Source organism: Exiguobacterium sp. Leaf187 (assembly GCF_001423925.1).
GTDB classification, from domain to species: domain Bacteria; phylum Bacillota; class Bacilli; order Exiguobacteriales; family Exiguobacteriaceae; genus Exiguobacterium_A; species Exiguobacterium_A indicum.
This window is the reverse complement of record NZ_LMPR01000008.1, coordinates 181,240-204,547: the sequence shown is the minus strand read 5'-3', so window position 1 is coordinate 204,547 and position 23,308 is coordinate 181,240. Positions and strand designations below refer to the sequence as shown.

The following is a 23,308-nucleotide window of genomic DNA, read 5'->3' as shown; positions in this document are numbered from 1 at the left end:
TGTTTTACTGATTATAGACTTAAGAACTTAATTGCGACACCGATGATGAACAAGACTGCGAAGAAGCCAAATGATGCACCAAAACCAACGGCAGAGTCGAGCGCATCGTTGCGTTTTGATTGAATATCGTTCTCGAACGCGTTTTCACTTGGTGGGCGTACTGAATGTGCCATGCTGCATTCCCCCTTAATAGATTCCGCTTCTAGTATAGCGGAATAAAAGAGGATTATCTATGATGAAGTTAAGAACAAACTGTGAAATGTGGTGGGAATGATGAAAACTCCTTGGCTCGTCAATGGAAAATTAGCGAATTTATACTTATTATATGGAACAGAACGACACTTGTTAGAAGAATGGGAACGTGAAATCGTAAAAGCGGCTCTTCCGGACGGAGAACGCTTTGATTATATGAAAATCGATTTGAACGACCAACCGCTTGATGCGGTACTCGATGAAGCGGAGACGGTACCCTTTTTAAGCGACTACCGTGTCGTCGTTGCAAAACCTGCAACGTTTCTGACAGGAGCGAAAGATAAAAAACAACATAATCTCGAACGGTTAGCAGATTATATCCTACAACCGGCAGACTACGCGGTGGTTGTCTTGATCGTCGAAGCAGAAAAGCTCGATGAACGAAAAACCGTCGTCAAACGATTGAAGGAGCGCGCGACTGTACTAGAGGCAAAAAAACCGACGACCGAAGAGTTGTTCCGCTTCGTTCTGGATGCTGTCAACGACAAAGGATATCGGATGGAACGTCCAGCAATCGAGCGACTCATTTTCTTGACTGCTGAGATGTGGGGGACATTAGCCCATGAACTTGAGAAGTTGATGTTGTTTGCAGGGGACCGACCAACAATCGAAATCGAGGATGTCGATTTGCTTGTTCCGCGGACATTAGAGGACAACGTCTTTCAATTAACGGACTACTTGATGAAGCGTCAACTCGAACCAGCGATCCGCTTGATTCGCGACCTTGAAAAACAAGGACAGGAAGTGTTGGCTCTCCTTGGACTGATGGCACGCCAATACCGGATGATGTTGCTGTCGAAACGATTAGCAGAACAAGGATACGGAGAACGACAAATCGCATCAAAAGTCGGAGCTCATCCGTATGCGATCAAATTGGCACTCCAGTCTGCCAAACGGTTTACGTTTGCGCAGCTCGAGCAAGCACTCATCGCCATCACGACGACAGATGAAGGTATGAAAACAGGACGCGGTGATAAGAAGATTCTATTCGATGCGTTGATTGTTCGCTTAGCGACGCTATAAGAGGAGGCAAACGATGATGGAAGTCCAGATCATTACAGCAGAAGAGGTCATCCCATTACGGCATGATGTGTTACGTCCCCATCAACCACGTGAAGCATGTATCTACCCAGACGATGCGCTTGCATCGACGTTTCATCTCGGCGGGATAAAAGCACAACAAATCGTCGCAATCGGTAGTTTCTCGGAACAATCTCATGCACAAGCGCCAGGAGCGACGTATCAGCTTCGTGGTATGGCGTCGAGTGAAGACGTGCGTGGTGAAGGGTATGGTCGGGCGCTGATTGAAGAAGCCCGTCGTCTATTGAAAGAACGACAAGTGACAGCATGGTGGTGTAACGCCCGCGTCACGGCACTTCCTTTTTATGAGCGCCTCGGACTGGAACGTGTTGGAGAACCGTTCCTCATTGAAGGGATCGGTCTTCACTATGTCATGATCGATCGTCTAGACGACAAGTAAGACAAGAAATGGCGGACGAAGGAATCGTTTTACACGAGTCCTTCGTCCGCCATTTTAGATCATATAAAAAATCGCCACTGGAGATACCTCCTAGTGGCGACCCATCACCGTATTCTTCGGAAAGAATTAAAGTGCGTTTACGAGTTTAGCGAGACGTGATTTGTCACGACCAGCTTTGTTGCTGTGGATGAGACCTTTAGCAGCAGCTTTGTCGATTTTTTTAGAAGCTGTAGCGAAAGCAAGGACCGCTTGGTCTTTGTTACCTTCAGCTGCGAAAGTTTCGACTGCTTTAATCGCTGAACGCATTGCCGATTTACGTTGTACGTTAGCGACGCGGCGTTTTTCAGCTGTTTTAACGCGTTTGATTGCTGATTTAATGTTAGCCATGGATGATTCACCTCCAATAAAACTCATTCGAGATTTATATTCGCATATCTGCAGTTATCGTTCAACAGAACAAACACAATTGTAGCAAACGTTTTTCTTAAAAGCAATACGACGTCTAGGGAATCTTCACATTTTGTTTTTCGGGTAAAACAAAACGAGATAGTACAGTGAAGCGCTTTTTGGTATAATGAACCGTATGTACGTTTGAAAATAAGGTAAGGTGACTCTAAACATGACGAATGAAGACCGTTTAAAGCGGCAGAAGAGTATTCGTAACTTCTCGATCATTGCCCATATCGATCACGGGAAGTCGACACTCGCTGACCGAATTTTAGAAAAAACTGGCGCGTTGACATCGCGCGAAATGAAAGATCAGACACTTGATGCCATGGATCTCGAACGTGAGCGTGGCATCACGATTAAACTCAACGCTGTTCAATTGAAGTATACAGCAAAAGATGGGGAAGATTACATTCTTCACCTCATTGATACACCTGGACACGTCGACTTCACATATGAAGTCTCGCGTTCACTTGCAGCTTGTGAAGGGGCTGTCCTCGTCGTCGATGCGGCGCAAGGAATCGAAGCGCAGACGCTTGCGAACGTTTACTTAGCACTCGACAACGATCTCGAAATCCTTCCGATCATTAACAAAATCGATTTACCTTCTGCGGATGTCGAACGCGTCCGTCAAGAAATCGAAGATGTCATCGGACTTGATGCATCTGAAGCCGTTCCGACTTCTGCGAAGGCAGGGATCGGTATTGAAGAAATTCTCGAACAAATCGTCGAGAAAGTACCAGCGCCGACGGGTGATCCGTCTGCACCACTCGAAGCATTGATCTTTGACTCCTATTATGACGCTTACCGTGGTGTCGTAGCATCGATTCGAATCGTCAACGGAACAGTTAAAGTCGGCGATAAGATTCGGATGATGTCGACAGGTAAGGACTTTGAGGTTCTGGAACTTGCCGTTGCGACACCAAAACCATTACGTCAGCAAGAATTGACGGTCGGTGATGTTGGGACGTTGTCTGCTTCGATCAAAACGGTCGGCGACGTACGTGTCGGGGATACGATTACGCTTGCGAAACAGCCAGCTACTGAAGCACTGCCAGGATACCGTAAGATGAATCCGATGGTATACTGTGGACTCTATCCAATCGATGCTGCGAAATACAACGATTTACGAGAAGCGCTTGAAAAACTACAACTTAGTGACGCGGCGCTTGAGTTCGAACCAGAGACATCACAAGCACTCGGATTCGGATTCCGTTGTGGATTCCTCGGGATGCTCCACATGGAAATCATCCAGGAGCGAATCGAACGTGAATTCAACATCGATATGATCACGACGGCACCATCGGTTATCTATCACGTGACGACGACAGCGGGTGAAGTCTTGCACGTCGATAACCCATCGAAGATGCCGGATCAGCAAAAAGTCGAATTCATCGAAGAGCCGTTCGTTAAGGCTGCTGTCATGACACCGAATGATTACGTCGGTGCGATCATGGAGTTGTGTCAAAAGAAGCGTGGGACATTCGTTGACATGCAATACATCGATACGACACGTGTCAAAATCACGTATGAGTTACCGTTATCTGAGATCGTCTACGACTTCTTCGATCAGTTGAAATCGAGTACGAAAGGGTATGCGTCACTTGATTATGAATTGATCGGCTACCAACAGTCGCGTCTCGTCAAGATGGACATCCTGCTCAACAACGAGAACGTCGATGCGCTCAGCTTCATCGTTCACCGTGACTTTGCGTACGAACGCGGGAAAGTCATCGTTGATAAGTTGAAAGAATTGATTCCGCGGATGCAGTTCGAAGTGCCGATACAGGCCGCTGTCGGAACGAAGATCGTTGCTCGTTCGACGATTAAGGCATTACGGAAGAACGTTCTCGCGAAATGTTACGGGGGAGATATCTCTCGGAAACGGAAGCTGCTCGAGAAGCAAAAAGAAGGTAAGAAACGCATGAAGATGGTAGGCTCAGTAGAGGTACCGCAAGAAGCCTTCATGTCCGTTCTATCCATGGACGAAGATTAAACAGGTGGGGGGCGCTTGCGTCCCCTTTTTGGTTTTTATAGAGAAAGGATGAGGCGAAATGGGAATACGCGCCGCATATGTCCACATCCCTTTTTGTGAACATATTTGTTATTACTGTGATTTCAATAAAGTCTTTTTAAAGAATCAGCCCGTCGATGAATACCTCGATGCGCTTGAACGCGAAATCGAACTGACGTTGAAACAATACCCGACGGATCATCTCGAGACGATCTTCATCGGTGGCGGAACACCAACCGCTTTAAATGAACCACAGATGCAACGGTTGATGGAAATCATCCAGAAACACTTGTTGCCCCTGACAGGCGATGATTTAGAGTATACAGTCGAGTCGAATCCGGACGGTGTATCAGAAGAGAAGCTCGATATCATGAAGGCGGGCAGTGTCAATCGCGTCAGTTTCGGTGTCCAATCGTTTGATGACGGTTTGCTCGAACGCATCGGTCGGACGCACCGGGAAGCAAAAGTCGCGCAGACGCTCGACGCAGCGGCAAAACGGTTTGATAACATCTCCGTCGACTTGATGTTCGGCTTACCGAATCAGACGCTCGATCAGGTCCGCTACGACGTCTCGCGTGCACTTCAATTACCGATCACGCATATCTCCTCCTATTCGTTGATCTTAGAACCGCACACGGTCTTTGCGATTCAAGAGCGAAAAGGAAAGTTACCGCTACCGACGCAAGATCTCGAGGCAGAGATGTATCAAGTGATGATCGATACGATCGAAGCAGGTGGATATGCGCAGTATGAGATCTCGAACTTCGCGCAAACAGGAAAAGAGAGTCGTCATAATCGCGTCTACTGGGAAAACGATGAGTACTACGGATTTGGTGCAGGCTCACATAGCTATATCAATCAGACGCGTCGTGCGAACATCGCACCGATTCCGCACTATATCAAGGCAGAAGGGTTACCGGTTCGAAAAGAGACGCCGTTGACGAACGTCGAGCGGATGGAAGAAGAGATGTTCCTTGGACTTCGAATGAAGGATGGCGTATCACTCGAACGTTTCCAGACGAAATATGGAGTAGCGTTTGAAGATGTGTTTGGTGATGTCATGAAACGTTTGTTGCCAAACGGTCTCGTCGAACAGACGGAGACACATATCCGTTTGACGCCAGCCGGTGTTCCGTTAGCGAACGAAGTCTTTGCAGAATTCATCGGTGAAGCGCAGGTTCAATGAGTCTTGAATAAATGAAAGGAAGCGGTGTTCCCTTAATAAAGAGGAATGCCGCTTCTTTTCATTTTTTGGATTTCCTTAAAAAATAAGCAGTCGTTCCGATGACCGCGATGAACAGCCAGACAAAGACTCCTGCCATTGCCAATAATTCAATCATCCGATTCATCCTTTCCATTCTTTGTTTCACTGTATCGCAGAATGGGAAACTGTTCAAAGGGTCACGCAATTCGGTTGACATCGGACGGACAATTCCTTATAGTAAAAGATGTAATTAGCACTCGTTAAAAGTGAGTGCTAACAAAATAAGGTGGTGAAGAAGGTGCTGACGGATCGTCAATTGTTGATTTTACGTGCAATCGTCGATGATTACATCAAGACTGCTCAACCCGTCGGCTCACGGACGCTCTCCAAGCGAGACGACGTGACGTTCAGTTCCGCGACCATTCGTAACGAGATGGCGGACCTCGAAGAGATGGGTCTGATTGAAAAGCCACACACTTCCGCAGGACGGATTCCTTCCGAACTCGGATATCGTTTTTATGTCGACCATCTGATTCGTCCGGAAAGCATCACACCAAAAGAAGCGCAGGCATTGAAATCACTCTTTGCCCATTCCGTGAATGAGAATGATCGGTTGATTCGGCACACAGCAGACCTGTTGAGCGATTTAACCCATTACACGACGCTTGTACTTGGACCAAAAGAAGAAGGACAACGCTTGCATCATCTGGAATTAATTCCTCTTGCCGAAGGTCGTGTCGTCATCGTTCTCGTCACCGAGACGGGACATGTCGAACACAAGACCCTGCAATTGAATCAAGCGTTGTCCCAAGAAGCAGCGAGCCGGCTGATGGAACGTCTGAATCAGACGTTACGCGGTACGCCGCTCTCAGCCTTGCGCAGTCGTCTGCTCGAGGAAATCCGTCGCTTCCGTTCAGAGCATTCTGAACAGACGGTGTTGCTTTCGAAGGCACTTGATCTCGTCTTGACGGATCAAGAGGAGCGACCGTTCATCTATCTAGGCGGGAAAGCCAACATGTTCGATCAGCCTGAATTTCAGGACGTCGCAAAACTACGACCTGTTCTCGAGTTGATCGAACAGCAAGAAGCCGTTCTCGATTTTCTCCGACCGAATCTCGATAATCAAATCCTGATTACGATCGGGAGTGAGAACAATGTGGATGCATTAAAAGATTGTAGCGTCATCCGGGCCCATTATTCGGTCGACGGTGTCTCGATCGGGACACTCGCTTTGATCGGACCGAAACGGATGGATTACAACCGGGGAATCAACTCGATCATCCATCTACTTCAAGCATTCCAAACCGAATTGCATAAGAACAATTTGGATTGAATATAGAAAGGGGCTCGATTCAGAGTGGAAGAAAAAGAACAGAATCAAAACCTCCAACAAGAAGAAAACGTGACAGAGCCGACTGAAACCGTCGAAGTCACAGAAGAAGAAGTCATCCAAGCGGATCTCGTCGAAGATGAGAAACCAGACTTCGAAGCACAACTCGCAGAAGCGAAAGCTTCAGAATTACGCCTCCGTGCGGATTTTGAGAACTTCAAACGTCGCAACCGTGTCGAAGCAGAGAATCGCGCGAAGTATTCTTCACAAGCCATCGTCGAAAAGCTATTGCCACTCGTCGATAACTTGGACCGTGCGCTCCAAATCGAGACAGAAAACGAAGAAACGAAATCCGTCTTGACGGGTGTCGAAATGGTGAAACGTCAACTCGTCGAAACGCTTCAAAATGAAGGCGTCGTCGAGATTCCAGCTGTCGGTGAAGCGTTCGATCCGAACTTACACCAAGCGGTCGTTCAAGAAGCGAGCGAAGAACACGAATCAGGCGTCGTCATCGCTGAATTCCAAAAAGGGTACAAATTGCACGATCGTGTGATTCGTCCGAGTATGGTTAAAGTAGCTGAGTAACCAGCTTGCACTTTATTATTCCAATCATTGAAAGCGAGGAAATAGATCATGGCAAAAATCATCGGTATTGACTTAGGTACAACGAACTCATGTGTTGCAGTAATGGAAGGTGGCGAACCTGTCGTCATCGCTAACGCAGAAGGAAACCGTACGACACCATCTGTCGTCGCATTCAAAAACGGCGAGCGTCAAGTAGGGGAAGTCGCAAAACGTCAAGCGATCACGAACCCGAACACGATCATGTCGATCAAGCGTCATATGGGTACGGACTATAAAGTAGAAGTCGAAGGCAAAGACTACACACCACAAGAAGTCTCTGCGATCATCCTTCAAAAACTAAAAGCGCAAGCAGAAGACTACCTCGGTGAAAAAGTCACAGAAGCTGTCATCACAGTACCTGCTTACTTCAACGATGCAGAACGCCAAGCGACAAAAGACGCTGGTACAATTGCTGGTCTTGATGTAAAACGGATCATCAACGAGCCTACAGCGGCAGCACTCGCATACGGTCTCGAAAAAGGCGAAGATCACACGATCCTCATCTATGACCTTGGTGGCGGTACGTTCGACGTGTCGATTCTTGAACTTGGTGATGGCGTCTTTGAAGTTGTTTCAACTGCTGGTGACAGCCGTCTTGGTGGAGATGATTTCGACCAAAAAATCATCGACCATCTCGTAGCAGAATTCAAAAAAGAAAACGGCATCGATCTTGCTCAAGATAAGATGGCGCTTCAACGTTTGAAAGATGCAGCTGAAAAAGCGAAAAAAGACCTTTCAGGTGTTTCTTCAACACAAATCAGCCTTCCGTTCATCACAGCTGGCGCATCAGGTCCACTTCACTTGGAAATGACGCTCTCACGCGCGAAATTCGACGATCTCACAGCAGATCTCGTTGAACGTACGATGGAACCAACACGCCGTGCTATGAACGATGCAGGTCTGACACCAGACAAAATCGACAAGATCATCCTCGTTGGTGGTTCGACTCGTATTCCTGCAGTTCAAAAAGCAATCCAAGACTTCACTGGTAAAGAGTCGTTCAAAGGGGTTAACCCGGATGAAGTCGTTGCCCTCGGTGCAGCGGTTCAAGGTGGCGTATTGACAGGAGACGTTAAAGACGTCGTTCTTCTCGACGTAACTCCACTCTCACTCGGTATCGAGACAATGGGTGGCGTGATGACGAAATTGATCGATCGTAACACAACGATCCCAACTTCGAAATCACAAGTCTTCTCGACTGCAGCAGACAGCCAACCAGCTGTTGACATCCACGTCCTCCAAGGGGAACGTCCAATGGCAGCAGATAACAAAACACTTGGTCGCTTCCAATTGACGGACATTCCGCCAGCACCACGTGGTGTGCCACAAATCGAAGTTAAATTCGACATCGACGCGAACGGTATCGTTAACGTTTCTGCGAAAGATCTCGGAACGAACAAAGAACAGTCGATCACGATCCAATCATCAAGCGGTTTGACTGAAGCGGACATCGAGCAAATGGTCAAAGATGCAGAAGCAAACGCGGACGCAGACAACAAGCGTAAAGAAGAAGTCGAATTACGCAACGAAGCAGACCAACTCGTCTTCGCAACAGATAAAGCAATCAAAGACCTCGGTGAGCAAGTCGCTGACGCTGATAAAGAAAAAGCAGAAGTTGCAAAAGAAAAAGTAACAAAAGCTCTCGAAGGAACAGACATCGAAGCAATCCGTTCTGCAAAAGACGAATTGTCGACAGTCGTCCAAGAGTTGACACAAAAAGTCTACGAGAACATGGCACAGCAACAAGCTGGCGCTGAAGGCGCACAAGCTGGTGGTCAAGACGACAACGTCATGGACGCTGAGTTCGAAGAAGTCGACGAGAAAGACAACAAGTAATTCATCCGACCGATTTTTCGGGCGCTAGAGAGAGCCAAAGCGTATCCGCGCTTTGGCTCTTTCCATGTCGCACGAAGTTCGGTAAAATCAAACAGTATGAAATGAATCGGAATAGAGAGAGGAAGACTGCACGTGGAAAAACGCGATTATTATGAAGTACTAGGCGTCGCGCGCGATGCCTCATCAGCGGAAATCAAACGCGCGTACCGTAAGCTTGCCCGGACGTATCACCCGGATGTCAACAAGGAAGCGGATGCGGATGCGAAATTCAAGGAATTATCGGAAGCGTATGAAGTGTTATCCGATGACAATAAACGAGCACGTTACGATCAATTCGGTCACCAAGATCCATCGCAAGGTGGCGGTGGATTCAGTGGAGCTGAAGGATTCGGAGACATCTTCGACATGTTCTTCGGTGGCGGACGTCGTCAAGATCCAAACGCACCACGTAAAGGACAGGATTTACAATACGTCGAGGAAATCGACTTCATGGAATCGGTCACAGGCGTCGAGAAGACGATCACGATCCCAGTCGAAGAAGATTGCGGTACATGTCATGGTTCGGGTGCCAAACCAGGAACACATCCGGAAACATGTAAACGATGTGGTGGTTCGGGGCATATCAACGTCGAACAAAACACGATGTTCGGTCGTGTCGTCAACCAAACGACATGTTCGACATGTCATGGCCGTGGACAAATCGTCAAGGAGCCATGTGAAACATGTCGTGGAGCCGGTCGCGTCCGTAAAAACAAAGATGTCCGTGTCAAAATTCCAGCAGGGATCGACAATGGGCAACAAATTCGTTTAGCAGGTAAAGGGGAAGCCGGTGTCAACGGTGGACCAGCAGGTGATTTGTATGTCGTCGTTCGTGTTGCAGCACACGAACTGTTCGAACGTGTCGACGATCATATCGTCATGGATATGCCACTGACATTCGCACAAGCAACACTCGGTGATGAGATTGAAGTACCAACCGTTCACGGTAAGGTCAGTCTGAAGATTCCAGCCGGCACACAGACAGGATCGCGATTCCGTCTCCGCGGAAAAGGGATGCCGAACGTTCGGTCCGGTCACCATGGCGACCAGTACGTCAACGTCGTCGTCATCACACCGAAGAACCTGACGGAACGTCAAAAAGAACTCTTACGGGAATTCAATGAAATCAGCGATGAAAAAGGTGTCGAAGAGCAACACGAAGGTGTCTTCAGCCGGATCAAGACATTCTTTACAGGGTGATCACTACAGAGGAGCGTGACAAGAAATGAAATGGTCAGAGATCTGTGTCCATACGACACAAGAAGCCATCGAAGCAGTTTCAAACATCTTACATGAAGCGGGAGCAAGCGGAGTCGTCATCGAGGACGTCGAAGATTTCGAGATGATGTCCCACCGCGAAGATAACTTCGGTGAAATTTGGGATGAGACGAAACGGGACGAGTACCCGACTCAAGGTGTACTCGTGAAGGCGTATCTTGCAGAAAGCAGCGATTTGACGGACACGATCAAAGGCATCGAACATGACATCCAACAGTTGACGAACTTCGGTCTGTCGATTGGCACGGGTGCTGTCACGCTGACTCAAGTAGATGAAGAAGACTGGGCACATTCATGGAAACAATTCTATAAGCCGGTCAAAATCAGTCGTCATCTGACGGTCGTCCCAATGTGGGAAGATTATACACCACAACCGGATGAAAAGATCATCGAGCTCGATCCAGGTATGGCGTTCGGAACAGGAACACACCCGACGACGGTCCTCTGCATTCAAGCGATTGAGAACTACTTGCAAGAGCAAGACCGTGTCGTCGATGTCGGAACGGGATCCGGTGTCTTAGCGATTGCAGCAGCGAAGCTTGGGGCAAAAGATGTCTTTGCACTGGATTTAGACGAAGTCGCTGTCAAATCAGCGACAGAAAACGTCGCTTTGAACGAAGTCAGTGAGCAGATCACGGTTCGTCAAGGCGACTTGATGAAGGAATTGAGTGAGCCGGTCGAGTTGATCGTCGCAAACATCTTAGCGGAAGTCATCCTCCTCTTCGTCAAGGATGCCTATACGTTGACGTTACCAGGCGGTCATTTCATCGCTTCCGGTATCATCAGTCAGAAGAAGGATATGGTCGTAAAAGCGATGCAAGAAGCAGGTTTCACAATCGTCGAGACGACGAAGCTTGAGGACTGGGTCGCGATCATCGCGAAACGGGAGGCGTAAACGCATGCAACGGTATTTCGTCGAGCCCTCGATGCGTCAGGGAGATGTCTTTCATCTCCCGAAAGACGACGCACACCATATGAAAAACGTCATGCGGATGGAAGTCGGCGGAGAGATTCTCGTACTCGACGGGACAGGTCTTTACCGGTGCCGTCTGGAAGCACTCGATAAACAAGCGGCTTCTGCCCGGATCGAAGAGACTTTACCGATCGAGACGGAGTTACCGATTCGTGTGACGATCGCCCATGGATTGCCAAAAGGCGATAAGATCGAACTCGTTGCCCAAAAAGCAACGGAACTCGGGATGCATCATCTACGGATTTTCGAAGCCGACCGTTCCGTCTCGAAATGGGATCAGAAGAAGGTTCCGAAAAAGATTGAACGCCTCGAAAAAATCGTCAAGGAAGCAGCGGAACAATCGTACCGTGCCCACTTGCCGACAGTCGACTTCGTGGCGTATGATGAAGTCTTACAGGATGCATCGAACTACACGGCTTGTCTGGTTGCCTATGAAGAATCAGCGAAACAAGGGGAGGCCTCCGTCCTCGCTATGACGCTTGCTGGACTGCAAGAAGGAGATTCCCTTCTTGTCGTCATCGGACCTGAAGGTGGGTTCGCTGAAGCAGAAATCGCACGTTTGACGGATGCCGGTTTTAAAAAAGCCGCTCTAGGGCGCCGCATCTTACGGACGGAAACGGCACCGTTGTATGTCCTTTCCGCCGTCTCGTATCATTTTGAATTGAAAGGGTGAACGAAATGGCAACTGTTGCCTTTCAAACGCTTGGCTGTAAAGTCAACCATTACGAAACAGAAGCTGTCTGGCAACTGTTCAAGGACGCTGGTTACGCACGCGTTGATTTTGCGGATCATGCGGACGTGTATGTCGTCAATACATGTACGGTCACGAATACCGGAGATAAGAAAAGTCGCCAAGTCATCCGACGGGCGATTCGCCAAAATCCGGATAGTGTCATCTGCGTAACGGGCTGTTATGCCCAAACGTCTCCTGCTGAAATCATGGCGATTCCTGGCGTCGATGTCGTCGTCGGAACGCAAGATCGGCATAAAATGATTGGATACATCGAACAATTCCGTGAAGAACGCATGCCAATCAATGCGGTCGGAAACATCATGAAAGCAAAAGTCTATGAAGAACTGGATGTACCGGCCTTTACGGACCGGACACGGGCTTCGCTGAAAATTCAAGAAGGTTGTAACAACTTCTGTACGTTCTGTATCATCCCATGGGCGCGTGGTCTCATGCGGTCTCGTCAACCGGAAGATGTCTTGAAGCAAGCACAACAGCTCGTTGATGCGGGTTACAAAGAAATCGTCTTGACGGGAATCCATACAGGTGGATACGGAGAAGACTTGAAAGACTACAACTTAGCAAAATTACTTAAAGCACTCGAATCCGTCAATGGACTTGAACGCTTGCGCATTTCGTCGATTGAAGCGAGTCAAATCACGGACGAGGTACTTGATGTCCTGAAGGATTCGCCGATCGTCGTTCGTCACTTGCACGTTCCGATCCAGTCTGCATCCGATACGGTCCTTCGCCGAATGCGCCGCAAGTATACGATGGCGGAATTCGGAGAACGGATCACGCGTCTGAAGGAAGTCCTGCCTGACTGTGCAATCACGTCGGATGTCATCGTTGGTTTCCCAGGTGAGACGGAAGAAGAGTTCATGGAAACGTTCAACTTCATCAATGATCATAAGTTCAGTGAATTGCATGTTTTCCCGTACTCGAAACGGACGGGAACACCAGCTGCGATGATGGACGATCAAGTCGAGGAATCAATCAAAGAAGAACGCGTCGCGCGCTTGATCGCCTTATCAGATCAACTCGCGAAGGAATATGCTTCGAAATACGAGGGAGAACTGCTTGAGATCATTCCGGAAGAATTTTCGGAAGAAGCAGGCGGTCGTCTCGTCGGTTACACGGATAACTATCTGCGTGTCGCAATCGAAGGCGATGAGTCAATGATCGGACAACTCGTTCGTGTCAAAATCACGAAAGCCGGCTATCCGATGAATGATGGTCAATTCGTCCGCATCATGCAGACATTAAAAGACGCTGCGGTCTAATCGAAAGGGCAAAGGAAACCTCTGGTTTTCTTTGCCACTTTTTTTGTTTTCATTTCAGGAATGCGCTACACTGAATACAGTTCAATTAAGGAAAGAGGATATCATTCATGCGAATCAACAAATTCATTAGCGAAACGGGTTTTTGCTCAAGACGTGCTGCCGATAAACTGATCGATGCAGGTCGTGTGACGATCAACGGTCTGACAGCAGAACTCGGCTCGCAAGCTGAAGAAACGGACGTCGTCGAAATCGACGGTCAGCCGCTTCAGACAAAACCAAAACCTGTCTACATCGTCTTAAATAAACCAGTCGGCATCACGTGTACGACAGAGCTTGATATCGAAGGAAACATCATCGATTTCGTCAATCATCCGAAGCGGATTTTCCCAATCGGTCGCCTCGATAAAGATTCAGACGGCTTGATTCTGTTGACGAATGACGGTGATGTCGTTAACCGGATCTTACGAGCAGAAAACAATCACGACAAAGAATATATCGTAACCGTCGATGCACCAATTACGGATACGTTCATTCAAGGGATGGCGAGTGGTGTTGACATTCTCGGTACGACAACGAAGGAATGCATCGTTGAACCACTTGAGACACGGACATTCCGGATCATTTTGACGCAAGGGTTAAATCGTCAGATTCGCCGTATGTGTAAAGAGTTCGGCTACCGAGTTAAGCGTCTCCAACGCGTCCGGATCATGAACATCGAGCTTGGCGATTTACCGATTGGTTCTTGGCGAGATTTGACAGAAGAGGAATTACGCGAGTTGTTTACGACGCTTGACGGGCAATAAGGTTCAATGAAAGTCGCCACTGGCGGCTTTCTTCATACATAAGGGGGATGACCGTGGATAAACGGGGTATGAGTGCGACATTTGTCGCCTACGTGATTGGTGGACTGTTGCCGATCTACAAAGTATTTGCTGCTGGTATTCCAGCATGGACGGTCGTTTCAATTCGGATATTGAGTGCGTTCATCTTCGTGACGTTGTTACTACGCCTGACGAAGAAATTCCAATTCGTTCGTCAATTATGGCAAAACAAACGCCAGCGCTATACCGTGCTTGCGGCAGGGCTCGTATTAGGTGGGAACTGGTCGCTCTATCTTTACGCCATCGGGGAAGGGTATATCGTTGAGTCGTCACTCGGGTATTACATCAATCCGCTCGTCAGCGTCTTGTTCGGTTTGATCTTTTTTAAGGAACGATTGACGCGTCCGCAAGTGATTGCGATTTTATCAGCAATCATCGGTGTGATGATTTTAACGCTCGGTTATGGTCAATTTCCGATTATCGCCTTTTCACTTGCCGTCTCGTTCGCATTTTACGGTGTACTAAAGAAAAAGGCAGCAGCCGAACCATTATCCGGATTATTTTTAGAGACACTGGTCACGCTCCCGTTCGCTCTCTTGACGCTTGGTGTGACAGATAGTCAACCGCTTGCGATGCCGACGAGTGCGCTGGTTGCGATCATCATGCTCGGGATCGCAACAGCAGTCCAATTGATGTTATTCGGATACGGAATGCCGAAAATCCCGTTTGTCTACGTCGGGATTCTCCAATACATTGCCCCGACCCTGACGCTACTCCTTGGAATTTATCTATTTAATGACGTCTTTACGACGATTCACTTCATCGCTTTCCTGTTCATTTGGATTGCTGTTGCTCTCTTTACGATCAGCGGTTTATCGGCAGGAAAAATGCGAATGAAGAAGGTATCATAATGAAAGAAGGGATTACGTGAATCTACCAGGATTCTTTGCGACACTTGTCGCGTATATCATTTGGGGACTCTTACCGCTCTACTGGAAGATGCTCGCCAACGTACCGAGTGAAGAGATACTGGCACACCGGATCATCTGGTCATTCTTATTTCTGCTCATCTTATTATCATTTCAAAAAGCACTTGGGAAGTGGAAAACGGCGTTACGCGATCCGTTCACGCGGCGACTCTTTTTCTTAAACGGACTGATCATCAGTCTGAACTGGTTCATCTATATCTGGGCCGTCAATCATCAATTCATTGTCGAAGCGTCGCTTGGTTATTACATCAATCCGCTTGTCAGCATCGTCTTTGGTGTCGTATTCTTTCGGGAAAAGCTTTCACGGATCGAGTGGATCTCGATTGTCCTTGCGACGATCGGTGTCTTGATTTTGACGATTGGCTACGGCGAGTTTCCATGGATTTCGATCGCACTTGCCTTAAGCTTCGGCTTTTACGGCGTCGTCAAAAAGCGGCGACCACTCGAATCAACGGTCAGTCTGACGCTCGAGACGATGGCGCCGCTTCCGCTGGCTTTGATTTTCCTAGGCTATTGGCAAGTACAAGGGACGTCTTCGATGACCGAATCTGTCGGTACGACGACCGGACTCATCTTGACCGGGATTGTCACCGCTGTTCCACTTTTGTTATTCGGATTCGGGGCACAACGGATTCCGTTCACGTGGGTCGGATTCCTGCAATTCGTCGCACCAACCTTGTCGCTTGGACTCGGTGTGTTGCTGTATCACGAACCATTTACTAAAACGCACATGGTGGCGTTTACATGTATTTGGACAGCAGCAATCGTCTTTACGCTCAATGGTGTCTGGATTCGGAAAAAACAGCTCCGAAAAGTCGCGTAAAAAGATAGAAGTCTGACCTCTTGCGTGATAGAATAAAAACAGAGTCTAAGGGATACCCTTAAGGAGGACAACAAACATGAATTTAGCAGGAATGATCGACCATACGGCACTGAAGCCAGAAACATCACGTGCTCAGATCGAAACACTCTGTAAAGAAGCATTAGAATACAAATTCGCAAGCGTCTGTGTTAACCCAACATACGTCGCGTTAGCAGCAGAACTCTTAAAATCAGATGATGACGTCAAAGTATGTACAGTCATCGGCTTCCCACTTGGAGCAAACACACCAGAAGTAAAAGCATTCGAAACAAAGGATGCGATCCAAAACGGTGCAACTGAAATCGATATGGTTCTCAACATCGGCGCATTAAAAGATGGCGATCTTGAGTTAGTAGAACGTGACATTCGTGCGGTTGTCGAAGCGGCAAACGGTACACTCGTTAAAGTCATCTTCGAAAACTGCCTTCTTACAAAAGAAGAAATCAAAACAGCTGCTGAACTTTCAGTTAAAGCAGGTGCTAACTTCGTGAAGACATCGACTGGTTTCTCAACAGGTGGTGCAACTGTCGAAGACATCCGTCTCATGCGTGAGACAGTTGGTCCTGACATCGGTGTTAAAGCATCTGGTGGCGTTCGTGACTTCGAAGGTGCAAAAGCAATGATCGATGCAGGTGCATCGCGCATTGGCGCATCAGCAGGAATCGCAATCGTTACAGGTGGTACTTCTGATAGCGACTACTAAGAATATCTCAAATGTCCCTCTTTTTTTGAGGGGCATTTTTTTGTTATGGAATTATTCTGAATTTAAATTTTGTATTAAGAAGTCAGACATCGCTTCCGATAATCAGATGTAGAATGTCGGAAGGATGTGGAATGAATGAAACGGTGGAGTGGAATCATACTGGCATCGACACTTAGCCTCGCAGGGTGCGGCAGTGTCATCGATGATCCAGAACGGGCAGTCAAGGAACGAAAGGAAATGGCAGTCGTCTTGTCGGATGTGGGTCTTGGCGATCAATCATTCAGCGATGCGGCGATGAGCGGTATGGCGTTGTTACGCGAGAAGGAAGGTTGGTCAATCGATTACCGAGAGTTGAACGAAACGAAGACCTATAAAGTAGCATTCGAAGCGTTAGCGAAGAAGAAGCCGACCGTCATCGTCGGACTCGGATTCATGGGACAGACGGATCTTGAGACCGTTGCTAAAAAATATCCGAAACAACAATTCGCCTTGATTGATGCTGTATCGACGTTACCGAACGTACTCTCGGTTACGTTCAAAGAGGACGAAGGAAGCTATTTAGCGGGTGCGGCTGCAGGTATCCAAACGAAGACGAATACGATTGGTTTCGTCGGTGGGATGAAGTCACCTCTGATCGAAAAATTCGAAAAAGGATACATAGCTGGCGCAAAAGCCGTCAATCCAAAAACAAAAGTACTCGTCGAATACGCAGAGGACTTTGCAGCGCCTGAAAAGGGACGGACGCTCGCAAACGAAATGATGCAGAAAAAGGCAGACGTGTTATACGCAGCAGCGGGGTTGACGGGAAGCGGTGTCCTTGAGGCAGCGCAAACGAAGGGGAAAAAAGCGATCGGTGTCGATAGCGATCAGACCCCGATCGCACCTGACGCTGTCATGACGTCAATGCTAAAACAAGTTGATCTTGCGATCACAAAAATCGGACAAGATGTGGCTGCGAAAGGTCTACAGTCCGGACAAGTCGTCCTGGGTGTCAAAGAAGGGGCAATCCAGTTGGCTCCAATCCGAAACACGAACTTTACGGACGGGGAACGAAAAAAATTAGAGCAGCTACAACAAGACGTGCTCGAAGGTAAGGTGACGATCCAATGACGTTACGGAAACGATTTTTACTCTCCACGTTAGTGACGATTTTGAGTGTCGTCATCTTGATGGGATGGACTTTGTTCCAACTCCGTCAAATTCAGTCCTATAACGAAGATTACGGGAAACAGCTCGTTGAGATCTCAGAGCTTGAAACGAAGCTCTTATATGAACAGGCAGCATGGAACCGACTGGCAAGCCAACCGTCTGAAAGTCAGGCGGAGCAAGTACAGGCACTTAGCAAAAAGAACGAACAAGCCTTGAACCAGTTACAAAAGACGTATTTGATTCCAGCATTTCAAGAAGAGTTGAACCGGGCGGATATGAAATATAAGACGCTTGCTGCGAAACGGACGGAACTGACGGACGCGATGAATCCGATTGAGATTCGCTCGCACGCTGCACGAATCGAAGGTGTGCTCAGTGATCTCTATACGTTACATACGAAAAATGGAGAGTTTTATGATGTCTTACAACGTGAAGCAAAAGACGAGACATTGAACCTGACGCGGACCGTCATGATTGCGACATTCATTCTCCTGATTGGTCTTGCGTTATACAACTGGTACTTCGCACGTAGCATCACGCGACCGATCAGCCGTGTCGTCCGGACAGCAGAACAGATTTCGGACGGAGACTTATCGCAGGAATTAGTCGTATCCGGTCGAAAAGATGAGATTGGTCGACTCGAGACAGCGGTTGCGCAGATGCAAGGAACATTGCATGAGGTCATCGGAACGATCAGTCGTTCGTCGAATACGATTCGTCAGATGAGTACGGAAGCGACGACGGAGAACGCGAACATCGTTGAAGTTTCTGGTAACATGACCCATGCGATCAATGAGATGGCGAGCGGGACACAAACGGTGTCGGACGATATCCAGACGACAGTCAGTACGATGTCCGATATGCAACAGCTCTTTGAAGAGAGTGAACAACGTGCACAAACGGCTTATGCAGAAGGACAGGCGGCCGATCACGTGATGGTTCAAAGTAGTTCTATCATGGAACAACAGGCCGCATCACTACGTGCATCAACAGAACAAAATCGCGAACTTGGTCAGAAACTGGAAGGTTTCTTAGAGCAGACGCAACAAATCGAACAGATGGCGCAACTCGTCGCTGGAGTTTCTGCACAGACGAATTTATTATCACTTAATGCGGCCATCGAGGCGGCGCGGGCTGGGGAAGCCGGTCGTGGATTTGCCGTCGTAGCAAGTGAAGTTAAAAAGTTAGCGGATGAGACAAATGAGGCGACGCGCTCAATCTTCTCACTCGTTCGTTCGATTCGTCAGGATGGTGCTGTCTTACAAGAAGCACTCGTGCAAGCGGAGCGGGAGCAGACGAATCAGGTCGAGAACTTCACACACGTTCAAGAAGCATTCGGTGAGACGCGTCAAAAGGTAGCAAGTGTGACGGAAACGCTCGATTACGTGACGAAACAACTCGTTCATTCGAAACAACAAGCCCGTCATGTCGTTGGTCAAGTCAGTACAGTCAGTGGCGTCATGGAAGAACTTGCAGCCGGAAACGAAGAAATTGCTGCTTCGATGCGTGATCAACAGGCATCGTTCGAACAGATTCATCAATTGATGCAAGAACTCGAATCGACGACGACGTCGCTTGACAGTCAGACACATCAATTCAAAATTTAATGAACACAGCAAAAAGTGCACGCTTTCTCAGGAAGAGAAGGCGTGCACTTTTTCTTGAATCGACTTATTAGACTTATTAGAAGAAGCTTTCTGGATCGAGCTCATTCGTCCGTCCATTCGCATCATACTGGTATCCACCATCGTGGATTTCAAAATGCAAGTGTGGACCAGTTGAGTTACCGGTGCTTCCGAGAACACCGATTTGCTGTCCTTGTTTGACTTGTTGTCCCTGTTTAACGTTTAAGGCATTCATATGAGCATACACGGTCGTATATGTTTTCCCGTCGATATTATGAGAGATATAGACGTGATTTCCGTAAGGACCACCTGAACTTGCTAAGATGACTGTTCCGCTTGCAGACGCAACGATTGGCGAGTTGAGTGGACCAGCGAAGTCTGTTCCGTTGTGGTACGCATAACCATTACTTCCGCTTGCTGCACCCATTCCTTGCGAAACAGAGCCTTGAGCAGGTTTGATGAATTTACCTTTTGCTTTTGAGATGACTTTCGTACTGGCCTTGCTAACAGATGCTGGCGCTGCCGATTGTTTCGCGGCTTTTGCGGCAGCTACTTTTGCAGCACGAGCTGCCGCTTTTTCAGCTGCTTCCTGTGCCTTCAGTTGGGCCGATGCCTCTTTCAGGCTGAGGATATTGGATTCTATTTTTTTCTTTTGTGACGTCAAGCGTTTCAAAAGGGCTGTTCGTTTTTGTTTCTCTTCTTTCAGTTCACGTTGTTTCTTTTTTAAAACATTACGATCTTCAATCAAGTCTTGGCGTGTCTGCTTCAATTCTTCTTTCGCAGCTGCCAGTTCTTTTTTGTTTGATTCGTAATCTTTTAACAAAGAAGCATCGCTTTCCGCAATCGTATTGAAGGCATTGAAGCGGCTAATCATATCACCGACATCTTTTGCGCCGAAGACGGCTTCAAGCAGCGGGGCATTATCGGCTTTAGACTGACGAACTGCCAGGCGATCACCGAGCATTTTTTCTTGCTTCTTGATTTTCTTTTGTAACTTTTCGATTTTATCTTCTAATCGAGCAATCTGTTTCGTGTTTTCGTCGATCTTCTTTTGATTTTCGACGACTTGTAATGTCAGCCCGTTAATCTGTTGATCCAGGGCGTAGACTTGTTGCTGTGCTTTAGATAATTGATTATTTTTTTGAGACAACGCCTCGCGTTGCTTCGATTGTTGTTGCTGGTTTTGTTGTTGCTTTTCTTTATATGAACTTGCCGCGTCGACTGGAGTTGTCGTCATGAGCGGACTTGCGAGTAAAGTGAGTGTCATGAGCGATAGCCCGAGTGACTTTCCGAAAGGTCGTTTCATAAACTAAGCGTCATTCCTTTCCCTTGTGAAGTGTTACCTATCCCACTCTAACAAGAAAATCGAAAAATCCACTTTACAATTCTTTTAAAAAAATACAAGAGAAACTAGCAGAAAGTATGAAGAATTTATGAAAATAACGATAGAGAAGTAAAAGGACATGCTTGAATCGTTGATATAGAAGGAAAAATTGAGGAACGATTGATTGATTTCCGAATGATGTCATAGGATATATTTTTGTAACATCATATAAATAGAACGTTTATTAATGTTTGAAAAAGGTATAAGTATAGTTTTTGTGAAATGAAAAAGTGCCCCGAAAGGCACTCAGCACGAATCATTCTTCATAAATCATCTTTCGTGTCATTCCACCGTCTAGGACCAATGTTTCGCCCGTCAAGAAATCGTTATCTGGGTGTGTCAGATAGAGAGCCGCACGAGCGACATCACTTGGTTTTCCGACGCGACCAGCTGGATGTTGACTATGATCTTCAGGTGATAATTCTTGATAGTCACCGGTTTCAATCCAACCAGGAGCAATCGCGTTGACGAGAATTCCGTCTTCTCCAAGTGAGACAGCAAGTGCATGGGTCAGAGCAAAAATACCACCTTTCGTCGACGCATAGGATTCCGTATGCGGTTCCGACATAAAGGCGCGGGTCGAAGCAAGGTTGATGATTCGACCACCACTTTTACTTTGTTTCAAATAGGGTGTAGCCGCCTTAGTTGTCAAGAAGATGCTACGCAGATTCGTATGATGAACTCGGTCCCATTCCTCAAGCGATAATTCGAGTAATGGTTTTCGAATCATAATACCAGCGTTGTTGATGACAATGTCGATGCGACCAGTATGTTCAATCGCTTTTTCAATCAACAGTTGAACGTCTTTTTCATGTTGGATATCGAGGTGATAGAAGTAAGCCGTACCACCATCTTCTTCAATTTGTTGGACCAATTCGTCTCCTGTCATCTGATCGATATCAGCAAGAACGACATTTGCGCCATGCGCAGCATAGGTGCGGGCGAGTTCTGCACCAATTCCATTCGCAGCTCCTGTAATGATGACGGTTTGATTAACATGATTCATAAAAATCATCCTTTCTGTAACGCTTCTCTCCCTTTTTTACCGTTCCATCATATCCTGAAACCTGACAGGATTATCATCCGTAGGAACAGGGAAATAGAAAAGCGTTGAAGTTACTTTCGAATGGGGGAAAATAGGAATGAAATTCTCGAATCAACAATTAGAAAAACAACAAAATCAATATGCCGAAGATGCAAAAGATTATATCGATCGTCCGAAAAAGACGAATTCGTTGTTACAACGAGCAACTGCAAAGGTAAACAGTAACTCTCGTTTGTCCGTCGTCTTCTCACCGTTGACGTTATTCGTCGATATGATTCGCGCGTACCAGTCAGGTGAATATCGCAACATTCGTCGTACGACGATCTTAAAAGTAATCGGAGCGTTGATTTACCTCGTGTCACCGATTGACCTCGTACCTGATTTCGTACTCGGATTTGGTTTCGCAGACGATATCGCGGTCATCCTTTTCGTCACGAAAACAGTCTTTGAAGAATTGACACGTTTCAGTGACTGGCAAGATGAACAACAAAAGCGCCGTACGCAACCAGTACAAAGTGAGGATGCGTATTAATCAAATAGATGATCCGAGCGACTTCACTATGAGAAGTCGCTCTTTCTGATGTAAAAAGAGCCGTTTCCTGTACGCCTTCTTGAAAGTTCGATACACTAGAAATAGTTGGTAAAGGGGGAGGAGGGACGAAGATGGGACATCACTGGATGGAGTCATACGGTTATATTGGCATCATGATGACGCTCATGTTTCCATTCATACCGAGCGAAGTGCCGCTAGCGTATGCCGGATATCTCGTCCACACGGCACAGGCGAATCTGCTATTCATGTTGTTCCTCGCTGTAGTGAGCTTCGTCATTAGTCAGAACCTCTTCTTTACGATTGGTCAGTTCGGGAGTGAACGGTTATTGAACCGTTTATTCAAATGGTTTCGGATTTCGGAAACAAAAATGCTTCAGTTTCAGACACAAATGGAGACGAAGGGACGCTATATTCTCCTTCTGTCCCCGATGTGGCGCATCGGATTTGCGATTGGTGCCGGTCTGACTGGTGTTTCACGCTGGACGTTTACCGTCGTGACGACGATTTCCTTTTTCCTTTGGTCGGCGATCTTCATTTGGGGCGGGAAAGCCGTCGGGCATGAATGGCGAAAATTGCACCATCTCAATCATCCAATAGTTTGGATTGGTTTAGGTGTGTTGATTACGGTTGGCTACTTGATTCAAAAAAAGAGAAAAGCAAAAAAAGAAATCTAAAAGGAGTGGGAAC

Annotated in this window: 23 protein-coding genes; 19 read left to right on the top strand and 4 right to left on the bottom strand. The window is 47.3% G+C overall.

The window, feature by feature from the left end; translation table 11 throughout:
* Positions 1 to 11: 11 nt before the first annotated feature.
* Complete coding sequence (locus ASF99_RS17045; RefSeq protein WP_023467431.1) at positions 12 to 173, bottom strand: YqzM family protein; 162 nt, start codon at positions 171 to 173, stop codon at positions 12 to 14.
* A gap of 100 nt (positions 174 to 273) precedes the next feature.
* Here ASF99_RS17045 and holA point away from each other — a divergent pair, with 100 nt between their 5' ends.
* Both holA and ASF99_RS03380 read left to right on the top strand, forming a co-directional pair.
* Positions 274 to 1,275 carry a DNA polymerase III subunit delta gene (gene holA / locus ASF99_RS03385; RefSeq protein WP_023467432.1) on the top strand — a complete coding sequence of 334 codons (1,002 nt, stop codon included), beginning with the start codon at positions 274 to 276 and terminating at the stop codon, positions 1,273 to 1,275.
* A gap of 13 nt (positions 1,276 to 1,288) precedes the next feature.
* Positions 1,289 to 1,732, top strand: coding sequence for a GNAT family N-acetyltransferase (locus tag ASF99_RS03380; RefSeq protein ID WP_041255011.1), 444 nt, complete (start codon positions 1,289 to 1,291; stop codon positions 1,730 to 1,732).
* A gap of 126 nt (positions 1,733 to 1,858) precedes the next feature.
* Here ASF99_RS03380 and rpsT read toward each other — a convergent pair whose 3' ends face one another.
* Positions 1,859 to 2,119, bottom strand: coding sequence for a 30S ribosomal protein S20 (gene rpsT / locus ASF99_RS03375; protein ID WP_023467434.1), 261 nt, complete (start codon positions 2,117 to 2,119; stop codon positions 1,859 to 1,861).
* Positions 2,120 to 2,351: 232 nt separating this feature from the next.
* On the opposite strand from rpsT, the gene lepA reads away from it, so the two are divergent.
* The 15 genes from lepA to ASF99_RS03300 all read left to right on the top strand — a co-directional run bounded on the left by lepA (position 2,352) and on the right by ASF99_RS03300 (position 19,621).
* Positions 2,352 to 4,175: a translation elongation factor 4 gene (gene lepA, locus ASF99_RS03370; RefSeq protein ID WP_023467435.1), complete on the top strand. Its 1,824-nt coding sequence runs from the start codon at positions 2,352 to 2,354 to the stop codon at positions 4,173 to 4,175.
* 58 nt (positions 4,176 to 4,233) lie between these two features.
* Positions 4,234 to 5,379 (top strand): radical SAM family heme chaperone HemW, encoded by a 1,146-nt coding sequence (gene hemW, locus ASF99_RS03365; protein WP_055966950.1) that lies wholly within the window; start codon positions 4,234 to 4,236, stop codon positions 5,377 to 5,379.
* Between the two features lie 316 nt (positions 5,380 to 5,695).
* Positions 5,696 to 6,730, top strand: a complete 1,035-nt coding sequence (gene hrcA, locus ASF99_RS03360; protein ID WP_023467439.1) for a heat-inducible transcriptional repressor HrcA — start codon at positions 5,696 to 5,698, stop codon at positions 6,728 to 6,730.
* Positions 6,731 to 6,754: 24 nt separating this feature from the next.
* Positions 6,755 to 7,312, top strand: coding sequence for a nucleotide exchange factor GrpE (gene grpE, locus ASF99_RS03355; RefSeq protein WP_023467440.1), 558 nt, complete (start codon positions 6,755 to 6,757; stop codon positions 7,310 to 7,312).
* A gap of 48 nt (positions 7,313 to 7,360) precedes the next feature.
* Positions 7,361 to 9,187, top strand: coding sequence for a molecular chaperone DnaK (gene dnaK / locus ASF99_RS03350; protein WP_023467441.1), 1,827 nt, complete (start codon positions 7,361 to 7,363; stop codon positions 9,185 to 9,187).
* A gap of 132 nt (positions 9,188 to 9,319) precedes the next feature.
* Positions 9,320 to 10,426 (top strand): molecular chaperone DnaJ, encoded by a 1,107-nt coding sequence (gene dnaJ, locus ASF99_RS03345; protein ID WP_023467442.1) that lies wholly within the window; start codon positions 9,320 to 9,322, stop codon positions 10,424 to 10,426.
* Positions 10,427 to 10,451: 25 nt separating this feature from the next.
* Positions 10,452 to 11,399, top strand: coding sequence for a 50S ribosomal protein L11 methyltransferase (prmA, locus tag ASF99_RS03340; RefSeq protein WP_055966948.1), 948 nt, complete (start codon positions 10,452 to 10,454; stop codon positions 11,397 to 11,399).
* A 4-nt stretch (positions 11,400 to 11,403) separates the two neighbouring features.
* Positions 11,404 to 12,150, top strand: coding sequence for a 16S rRNA (uracil(1498)-N(3))-methyltransferase (locus ASF99_RS03335; protein WP_050676935.1), 747 nt, complete (start codon positions 11,404 to 11,406; stop codon positions 12,148 to 12,150).
* A gap of 5 nt (positions 12,151 to 12,155) precedes the next feature.
* Positions 12,156 to 13,490, top strand: a complete 1,335-nt coding sequence (mtaB, locus tag ASF99_RS03330) for a tRNA (N(6)-L-threonylcarbamoyladenosine(37)-C(2))-methylthiotransferase MtaB (RefSeq protein WP_023467445.1) — start codon at positions 12,156 to 12,158, stop codon at positions 13,488 to 13,490.
* Between the two features lie 107 nt (positions 13,491 to 13,597).
* Positions 13,598 to 14,293 carry a 23S rRNA pseudouridine(2604) synthase RluF gene (rluF, locus tag ASF99_RS03325; protein WP_023467446.1) on the top strand — a complete coding sequence of 232 codons (696 nt, stop codon included), beginning with the start codon at positions 13,598 to 13,600 and terminating at the stop codon, positions 14,291 to 14,293.
* Positions 14,294 to 14,346: 53 nt separating this feature from the next.
* Complete coding sequence (rarD, locus tag ASF99_RS03320; RefSeq protein ID WP_023467447.1) at positions 14,347 to 15,222, top strand: EamA family transporter RarD; 876 nt, start codon at positions 14,347 to 14,349, stop codon at positions 15,220 to 15,222.
* A gap of 16 nt (positions 15,223 to 15,238) precedes the next feature.
* Positions 15,239 to 16,123, top strand: coding sequence for an EamA family transporter RarD (rarD, locus tag ASF99_RS03315; protein ID WP_023467448.1), 885 nt, complete (start codon positions 15,239 to 15,241; stop codon positions 16,121 to 16,123).
* A gap of 76 nt (positions 16,124 to 16,199) precedes the next feature.
* A complete protein-coding gene (gene deoC / locus ASF99_RS03310) occupies positions 16,200 to 16,865 on the top strand; it encodes a deoxyribose-phosphate aldolase (RefSeq protein ID WP_023467449.1) in 666 nt (221 codons plus the stop codon).
* Positions 16,866 to 17,000: 135 nt separating this feature from the next.
* A complete protein-coding gene (locus ASF99_RS03305) occupies positions 17,001 to 17,975 on the top strand; it encodes a BMP family lipoprotein (protein ID WP_023467450.1) in 975 nt (324 codons plus the stop codon).
* Positions 17,972 to 19,621 carry a methyl-accepting chemotaxis protein gene (locus ASF99_RS03300; RefSeq protein WP_023467451.1) on the top strand — a complete coding sequence of 550 codons (1,650 nt, stop codon included), beginning with the start codon at positions 17,972 to 17,974 and terminating at the stop codon, positions 19,619 to 19,621. The genes ASF99_RS03305 and ASF99_RS03300 overlap by 4 nt, the downstream gene beginning before the upstream one ends.
* Before the next feature lie 76 nt (positions 19,622 to 19,697).
* On the opposite strand, the gene ASF99_RS03295 is transcribed toward ASF99_RS03300, so the two are convergent.
* Complete coding sequence (locus ASF99_RS03295; protein WP_023467452.1) at positions 19,698 to 20,945, bottom strand: murein hydrolase activator EnvC family protein; 1,248 nt, start codon at positions 20,943 to 20,945, stop codon at positions 19,698 to 19,700.
* A gap of 334 nt (positions 20,946 to 21,279) precedes the next feature.
* Positions 21,280 to 22,029: an SDR family NAD(P)-dependent oxidoreductase gene (locus tag ASF99_RS03290; protein WP_023467453.1), complete on the bottom strand. Its 750-nt coding sequence runs from the start codon at positions 22,027 to 22,029 to the stop codon at positions 21,280 to 21,282.
* A 136-nt stretch (positions 22,030 to 22,165) separates the two neighbouring features.
* On the opposite strand from ASF99_RS03290, the gene ASF99_RS03285 reads away from it, so the two are divergent.
* Both ASF99_RS03285 and ASF99_RS03280 read left to right on the top strand, forming a co-directional pair.
* On the top strand, positions 22,166 to 22,600 hold the full coding sequence (locus ASF99_RS03285; RefSeq protein ID WP_023467454.1) for a YkvA family protein: 435 nt from the start codon (positions 22,166 to 22,168) through the stop codon (positions 22,598 to 22,600).
* 131 nt (positions 22,601 to 22,731) lie between these two features.
* On the top strand, positions 22,732 to 23,295 hold the full coding sequence (locus ASF99_RS03280) for a DedA family protein (RefSeq protein ID WP_035398399.1): 564 nt from the start codon (positions 22,732 to 22,734) through the stop codon (positions 23,293 to 23,295).
* Positions 23,296 to 23,308: the final 13 nt, after the last annotated feature.